The 6,555-nt window shown below is 68.8% G+C and carries 8 protein-coding genes; 3 read left to right on the top strand and 5 right to left on the bottom strand.

Annotated features, from left to right (window positions below; all coding sequences use genetic code 11):
• Positions 1-297: 297 nt before the first annotated feature.
• Positions 298-939, bottom strand: a complete 642-nt coding sequence (locus ACWDR0_RS29150; RefSeq protein WP_456354783.1) for a DNA-3-methyladenine glycosylase — start codon at positions 937-939, stop codon at positions 298-300.
• A gap of 84 nt (positions 940-1,023) precedes the next feature.
• Here ACWDR0_RS29150 and ACWDR0_RS29145 point away from each other — a divergent pair, with 84 nt between their 5' ends.
• The 3 genes from ACWDR0_RS29145 (at position 1,024) to ACWDR0_RS29135 (ending at position 3,128) form a co-directional block, all read left to right on the top strand.
• Complete coding sequence (locus ACWDR0_RS29145; RefSeq protein WP_456354782.1) at positions 1,024-1,806, top strand: sporulation protein; 783 nt, start codon at positions 1,024-1,026, stop codon at positions 1,804-1,806.
• Positions 1,807-1,868: 62 nt separating this feature from the next.
• The gene (locus tag ACWDR0_RS29140) at positions 1,869-2,405 is read left to right on the top strand and encodes a YbhB/YbcL family Raf kinase inhibitor-like protein (RefSeq protein ID WP_456354781.1); all 537 of its coding nucleotides are present in this window, start codon (positions 1,869-1,871) and stop codon (positions 2,403-2,405) included.
• A 207-nt stretch (positions 2,406-2,612) separates the two neighbouring features.
• Complete coding sequence (locus ACWDR0_RS29135; RefSeq protein WP_456354780.1) at positions 2,613-3,128, top strand: HNH endonuclease; 516 nt, start codon at positions 2,613-2,615, stop codon at positions 3,126-3,128.
• A gap of 127 nt (positions 3,129-3,255) precedes the next feature.
• Here ACWDR0_RS29135 and ACWDR0_RS29130 read toward each other — a convergent pair whose 3' ends face one another.
• The 4 genes from ACWDR0_RS29130 to ACWDR0_RS29115 all read right to left on the bottom strand — a co-directional run bounded on the left by ACWDR0_RS29130 (position 3,256) and on the right by ACWDR0_RS29115 (position 6,429).
• Positions 3,256-4,032 carry a sulfite exporter TauE/SafE family protein gene (locus ACWDR0_RS29130; protein ID WP_456354779.1) on the bottom strand — a complete coding sequence of 259 codons (777 nt, stop codon included), beginning with the start codon at positions 4,030-4,032 and terminating at the stop codon, positions 3,256-3,258.
• A 57-nt stretch (positions 4,033-4,089) separates the two neighbouring features.
• Complete coding sequence (locus tag ACWDR0_RS29125) at positions 4,090-5,040, bottom strand: SPFH domain-containing protein (protein ID WP_456354778.1); 951 nt, start codon at positions 5,038-5,040, stop codon at positions 4,090-4,092.
• A 98-nt stretch (positions 5,041-5,138) separates the two neighbouring features.
• Entirely contained in the window at positions 5,139-5,567 is a 429-nt protein-coding gene (locus ACWDR0_RS29120; protein WP_456354777.1) for an NfeD family protein, read from the bottom strand.
• 70 nt (positions 5,568-5,637) lie between these two features.
• On the bottom strand, positions 5,638-6,429 hold the full coding sequence (locus tag ACWDR0_RS29115; RefSeq protein ID WP_456354776.1) for an ABC transporter ATP-binding protein: 792 nt from the start codon (positions 6,427-6,429) through the stop codon (positions 5,638-5,640).
• Between the last annotated feature and the right edge of the window lie 126 nt (positions 6,430-6,555).

Below are 6,555 nucleotides of genomic sequence, written 5' to 3'. Positions count from 1 at the left end.
TCCCTTCGGTCTTGCGTTTCCAACCTTACCAGATCCTTTTCCCGTTCCGTTTCCGGTCCGGACTTTCAGATCCAGCGGCCTGTTGGCTGCCTTTTGTCTTTTGCCTTTCGGCGTGTCCACTACGTTAGCCGATTTCCTCGGCTACTCATAATCGAGGCTGTCGGATCTCATTTCGGCATGCCGAAAGAGAGCCCGTCAGGGCTTCATCGAGAGTAGTGGGTGCGCCACTTCGGGTTGCTGAACAGCAGGGCCCGGTTCAAGCGGCTCGGGCTACGTTAGGCGTCCCGGATGGGCGAGTCAAGTTGCCCTCTTACGGGGAGCATGGGGGCGATAGGGACTCACTGTGGGGTCTCCGTCGATCCAGAAGCGCCAGGGGTGCCGGGCACCGTCGCCGCCCACCCCGGTACGGGGACCGCTCCGCACCAGGTCGGGAGCAGGGGCGGGGCCGGGGCAGAGAGTCAGGGGCGCGGCCCCTTCCGTGCAGAGGTCCGTGCCGTTGAGGGAGCGGTCGACATCCAGGGCGGTGGCCAGCCGGGCCGGACCTTTGGCCAGTTCCTTGTCATAGCGGGCCGAGAGTCGACGTTTACGGGCCAGCTCCTGTCCCTGGAGAACCTCGCCGGCCCGGAGCAGCACCCCGCTCGCCCGGCCCTCGGGGCCGCAGACCACATTGAGGCAGTGCCACATCCCGTAGGTGAAGTAGACGTAGGCATGCCCGGGCGGCCCGAACATCACCTCGTTCCGCGGGGTCCGGCCGCGGAAGGCGTGGGAGCCGGGGTCCAGCTCGCCCGCGTACGCCTCGACCTCGGTGATCCGGAGCACGATGGGGCCGTCGGGTGTCCGCCGTACCAGCTCGCAGCCCAGCAGTTCCGGGGCGACCTCCAGCACCGGCCGGTCGAGGAGGGCTCTGGGCAGGGGCGTACGGTCGGACAGCTCGGTCATGGCGTCCGAGCGTACCGGCGGAACCGGAGGCGGTCGCCGTGCGTTGTCACGGTGCAGAACGTCTTATAAGGAGTGGATCAGGACATGGCCTTCAAGAAGCTGCTCGCGAGCCTCGGTGCCGGTGGCGCCTCGGTGGAGACGGTGCTCACCGAGGAGAACGTGGTGCCGGGCGGAGTCGTCCAGGGCGAGGTGCGGATCCAGGGCGGTTCCGTGGACCAGCGCATCGAGGGCCTGTCGGTCGGGCTCCAGGCCCGGGTCGAGGTGGAGAGCGGCGACTACGAGACCAAGCAGGACATCGAGTTCGTCAAGCAGCGCATCGGCGGCGAGTTCGAGGTGCAGGCCGGGGCGGTGCATGTGGTGCCGTTCGGGCTGGAGATCCCCTGGGAGACTCCGGTCACCAGCATCGGCGGACAGCGGATGCGCGGTATGGACATCGGGGTGCGTACGGAGCTGGCGATCGCGCGGGCCGTGGACGCGGGCGACCTCGACCCGGTCTCCGTCCATCCGCTGCCCGCGCAGCAGGCGATCATCGACGCCTTCGGGCAGCTCGGGTTCCGCTTCAAGAGCGCCGACATGGAGCGCGGCCATATCCGGGGCACCCGGCAGAAGCTGCCGTTCTACCAGGAGATCGAGTTCCTTCCGCCGCAGCGCTACCGGGGGCTGAACCAGGTCGAGCTGTCGTTCGTCGCCGACGAGCGGGAGATGGACGTGATCCTGGAGATGGACAAGAAGCCCGGGCTCTTCACCGAGGGCAGCGACTCCTACAAGGCCTTCCGGGTCGGCCACCAGGACTTCGCGTCCACGGACTGGGTCGCGTACCTCAACCAGTGGCTCTCCGATGTCGGCGGCCGGCGCAACTGGTTCTAGGGAGTTTCTTTCCGTGCCCTAGGGTCGGGGCACTACTGGACAGTGATCCCGGAGGTGCCGAAGTGACTCAGCAGCGGGCTCCCCTGCCGCACGACTTCCATCCGGAGGTGCCGTCGTTCACCGTGGTGAGTGACGACCTCGCGCCCGGCGCGGTGCTGAACGCCGCCCAGGTGTACGCGGAGGGCAACACCTCTCCGCAGCTGCGCTGGGAGGGGTTTCCGGCGGAGACCAAGAGCTTCGCGGTGACCTGCTTCGACCCCGACGCGCCGACCGGCAGCGGTTTCTGGCACTGGGTGCTCTTCGACATTCCGGCCTCGGTGACGGAGCTGCCCGCCGGGGCCGGCGGGGGATCGTTCGCCGGGCTGCCGGACGGCGCGGTCCATGTCCGCAACGACTACGGGTCGAAGGACTTCGGCGGTGCCGCTCCCCCGGCCGGTGACGGGCCCCACCGCTATGTGTTCACGGTGTACGCGGTCGACGGCGAGCGGCTGGGGCCGGACTCCGATGCCTCTCCCGCGGTGGTCGGCTTCCATCTGCGGTTCCACGCGCTGGCGCGGGCCTCGGTGATCGCCGAGTACGAGGTGCCCGCCGCGGAGTGACGGACTCCCCCGGTCCGATACTGACCGTTCGTTTCTTGTTTGCCCTGTCCGGGTCCTGGAGAGATCTGGACAGGGCAGTTTTTTTGTCCACCGGGGCCGACGGCCCGCGGCGGACGGATATTGCGTTGTCCATCCCGGCGCGTCCGGCCAGAGTTGGTCCATCCCCGGGCCCGCGCAGGCCGGGCCGGCGAACGGAGGTGGGGGAACATGCGGGACACGCTGGTGCTCAACGCGAGTTTCGAACCGCTGTCGACGGTGTCACTGAACCGAGCGGTGGTTCTGGTGCTCCAGGACAAGGCCGTCGTCGAACAGGCCCACCCCGGTCTCCGAGTGCGCGGTGCCACCGTGGATCTCCCGGTGCCGCAGGTGATCAGGCTCTGCAGATACGTCAGGGTGCCGTTCCGAAGACAGGCGCCGTGGTCGAGAAGGGGTGTGCTGGTCAGGGACCAGCACCGGTGTGCCTACTGCGGCAGGCGTGCCACGACCGTGGACCATGTGGTGCCGCGGTCCCACGGCGGCGGGGACACCTGGCTGAATACGGTCGCCTCCTGTGCCGAGGACAACCACCGCAAGGCCGACCGGACACCGGATCAGGCGGAGATGCCGCTGCTGCACCAGCCTTTCGTACCCTCTCCGGCGGACGCCATGCTGCTGGGGCTGCGGGCCGGTGAGCGGTCCGAGCTGCCGGACTGGCTGCGGAGTGCGACCCGGACCGCGGCATAGCGACCGTGGCCCGGTGACCGCAGCCCGGCGCGGTCCGGTCCGGTGTCGCGGCGGCCCCGGGCCGGCTGATCACACGGTGAAGGGCCCGTCCCTGTGGGGGCGGGCCCTTCGTGCGTCGCGGGGGCGGTCAGCCGTAGCGGTAGATCAGGAGCTGAACGAGGGCGACCGTACCGACGGCGACGATGACGGCCCGCAGCACGCCCGGCGGCAGCCGGCGGCCGACCGTGGCGCCGAGCTGACCGCCGATGGTGGAGCCGATGGCGATCAGGGCGACGGCCGTCCAGTCGAAGTCGGCGACAAAGAGGAAGAAGATCGCGGCGACGCCGTTGACGACGACCGCCATCACGTTCTTCACGGCGTTGAGCCGCTGGATGGTGTCGTCGATCAGCATGCCCATCAGGGCCATGTAGAGGATGCCCTGGGCCGCGGTGAAATAGCCGCCGTAGATGCTGGACAGCAGCAGCCCGGTGGTGAGGAGGGGGCCGCCGTCGGGATGGGCGGTGGTGCCGTTCTTCTCGTGACGGCGCTGGACGGCCCGGGAGATCCGGGGCTGGAGGATCACCAGGACCAGGGCGAAGGCGACCAGGACCGGGACGATGGTCTCGAAGGCCGTGCTCGGCAGGGTGATCAGCAGGGCCGCCCCGGTGATTCCACCGACGGCGGCCACGGCACAGACTTTGAGTACCCGGTCCCGCTGGCCCTTGAGTTCCGCCCGGTAGCCGATGGAGCCGCTGATGGAGCCGGCCACCAGGCCGAGTCCGTTGGAGACGGTCGCGGTAACCGGCGGCAGACCGACCCCGAGCAGTACCGGGAAGGTGATCAGGGTGCCGGAACCGACGATCGTGTTGATGGTTCCGGCGCCGATGCCCGCGGCGAGAACGGCAAGCATCTCCCAGATGGTCACGGTGGGCCCTCCATGATCGGTGCGGTGGGCACCGATCATGCCGGACGGTGCGGCCGGTCAGTCGACCGGGGGGACCTCGCGGCGTTCGGTGCCGCTGCCGGAGGAGGAGCCGCCGGTGTTGAAGCCGGGGACGCCGCCGCCGAGGTTGCCGAAGGCTCCGGAGAGGCCCTTGAGCGCGTCGCCGATCTCGCTGGGCACGATCCAGAGCTTGTTGGCGTCACCCTCGGCGATCTTCGGGAGCATCTGGAGGTACTGGTAGGAGAGGAGCTTCTGGTCCGGGTCTCCGGCGTGGATGGACTCGAAGACCGTACGGATCGCCTGGGCCTCGCCCTCGGCGCGCAGCGCGGCGGCCTTGGCCTCGCCCTCCGCGCGCAGGATGGCGGACTGCTTCTCGCCCTCGGCGGTCAGGATCTGGGACTGCCGGATGCCCTCGGCGGTGAGGATGGCGGCGCGCTTGTCGCGGTCGGCGCGCATCTGCTTCTCCATCGAGTCCTGGATGGAGGTCGGCGGCTCGATGGCCTTCAGCTCGACGCGGTTGACGCGGATGCCCCACTTGCCGGTGGCCTCGTCGAGGACTCCGCGCAGGGCCGCGTTGATCTCCTCGCGGGAGGTCAGAGTGCGCTCCAGGTCCATGCCGCCGATGATGTTCCGCAGGGTGGTGACGGTGAGCTGCTCGATGGCCTGGATATAGCTGGCCACTTCGTAGGTCGCGGCGCGGGCGTCGGTGACCTGGTAGTAGATGACGGTGTCGATGTTGACGACCAGGTTGTCCTGGGTGATCACCGGCTGGGGCGGGAAGGGAACGACCTGTTCACGCAGGTCGATCCGGTTCCGGATGGAGTCGATGAACGGGACGACGATGTTCAGGCCCGCGTTGAGGGTGCGGGTGTAGCGCCCGAAGCGTTCGACGATGGCGGCACTGGCCTGCGGGATGACCTGGATCGTCTTGATCAGGGCGATGAAGACCAGCACCACCAGAATGATCAGGACGATGATGATCGGTTGCATCGCGTTCCCCGTGCCCTTCGCTGCCGGATGATGGTGTGATGATGATCGAGTTTCCCAGATCAGGGGCGGTCGTGGGGCTCTTTCCGGTCAGATGACGGTCAGAGGACGACGGCGGTCGCACCGTCGATCTCGACCACGTCGACCTGGTGGCCGGGTTCGTAGCTCGCATCGGGGTCCAGGGGCCGGGCGGACCAGACCTCACCGGCGAGTTTGATGCGTCCGCCGTTGCTGTCGACCCGTTCCAGGACCACTGCCTGACGTCCTTTCAGCGCGTCGACGCCGCTGGTGAAGCCGGGACTCCCGGAGCGGTGCCGGGCGGCGATCGGCCGGACGACGGCGATCAGGGCCACGGACACGACGACGAAGACGAGCACCTGGACGACGATTCCGCCGCCGAGCGCCGCCGTGACGGCGGCGGCCACCGCGCCCGCCGAGAACATGCCGAACTCCGGCATCGCCGTCAGGACGAGCGGAATGCCCAGTCCGACCGCGCCGATCAGCCACCACACCCACGCGTCGATTTCCACATGGTCATGGTAGGTCGGCGGATCGGCTCGGGACAGAGGGCGACGGCTCCCGGCCGCCCCGGAGGAGCGGTCAGCCGAGCGGGAGGCCCTGGGCGCTCCAGCGGTCGCCGCGCTGCTCGACGACGAGGGGCAGGCCGAAGCAGCGGGAGAGGTTGCGCGAGGTCAGTTCCATCTCGATGGGACCGGCGGCGAGTACCTTGCCCTGGCGGATCATCAGAACGTGGGTGAAGCCGGGCGCGATCTCCTCGACATGGTGCGTGACCATGATCATGGAGGGGGCGTACGGGTCCCGGGCGAGGCGGCCCAGCCGGCGGACCAGGTCCTCGCGGCCGCCGAGGTCGAGCCCGGCGGCCGGCTCGTCGAGCAGCAGCAGTTCGGGGTCGGTCATCATGGCCCGGGCGATCAGGGTGCGCTTGCGCTCGCCCTCGGAGAGGGTGCCGAACCTGCGGTCCAGGTACTCGGTCATGCCGAGGCGGTCGAGGAAGGCGCGGGCGCGCTCCTCGTCGACCGGGTCGTAGTTCTCGTGCCAGGTCGCGGTCATGCCGTAGGCGGCGGTGAGGACCGTCTGGAGCACGGTCTGGCGCTTGGGGAGCTTCTCTGCCATGGCGATGCCCGCCATGCCGATCCGGGGGCGGAGCTCGAAGACGTCCACCGCGCCGAGGCGTTCGTCGAGGATGCGGACGGTGCCGGTGGTGGGGAAGAGATAGCTGGAGGCCAGATTGAGCAGGGTGGTCTTCCCGGCCCCGTTGGGGCCGAGGATGATCCAGCGCTCGCCTTCCTTGACGGACCAGGAGACGTCGTCCACCAGAGCACGTCCCTCGCGGACCACGGATACGTCCACCAGCTCCAGTACATCGCTCATGAGCGCGTTGTCTCCCCATGCAGTCGTGTTGTGAGGTGTCCGAGGGCTCGACGTCTGTGGGCCGCCCCCTCGAAGAAATCTACGCCACCTGCCGGGCTTCCCCGTCCCCCGGTCCGCTCGTGGGCC

This window comes from Streptomyces sp. NPDC003691 (assembly GCF_053981115.1).
This window is presented reverse-complemented; position numbering and strand designations above follow the sequence as displayed.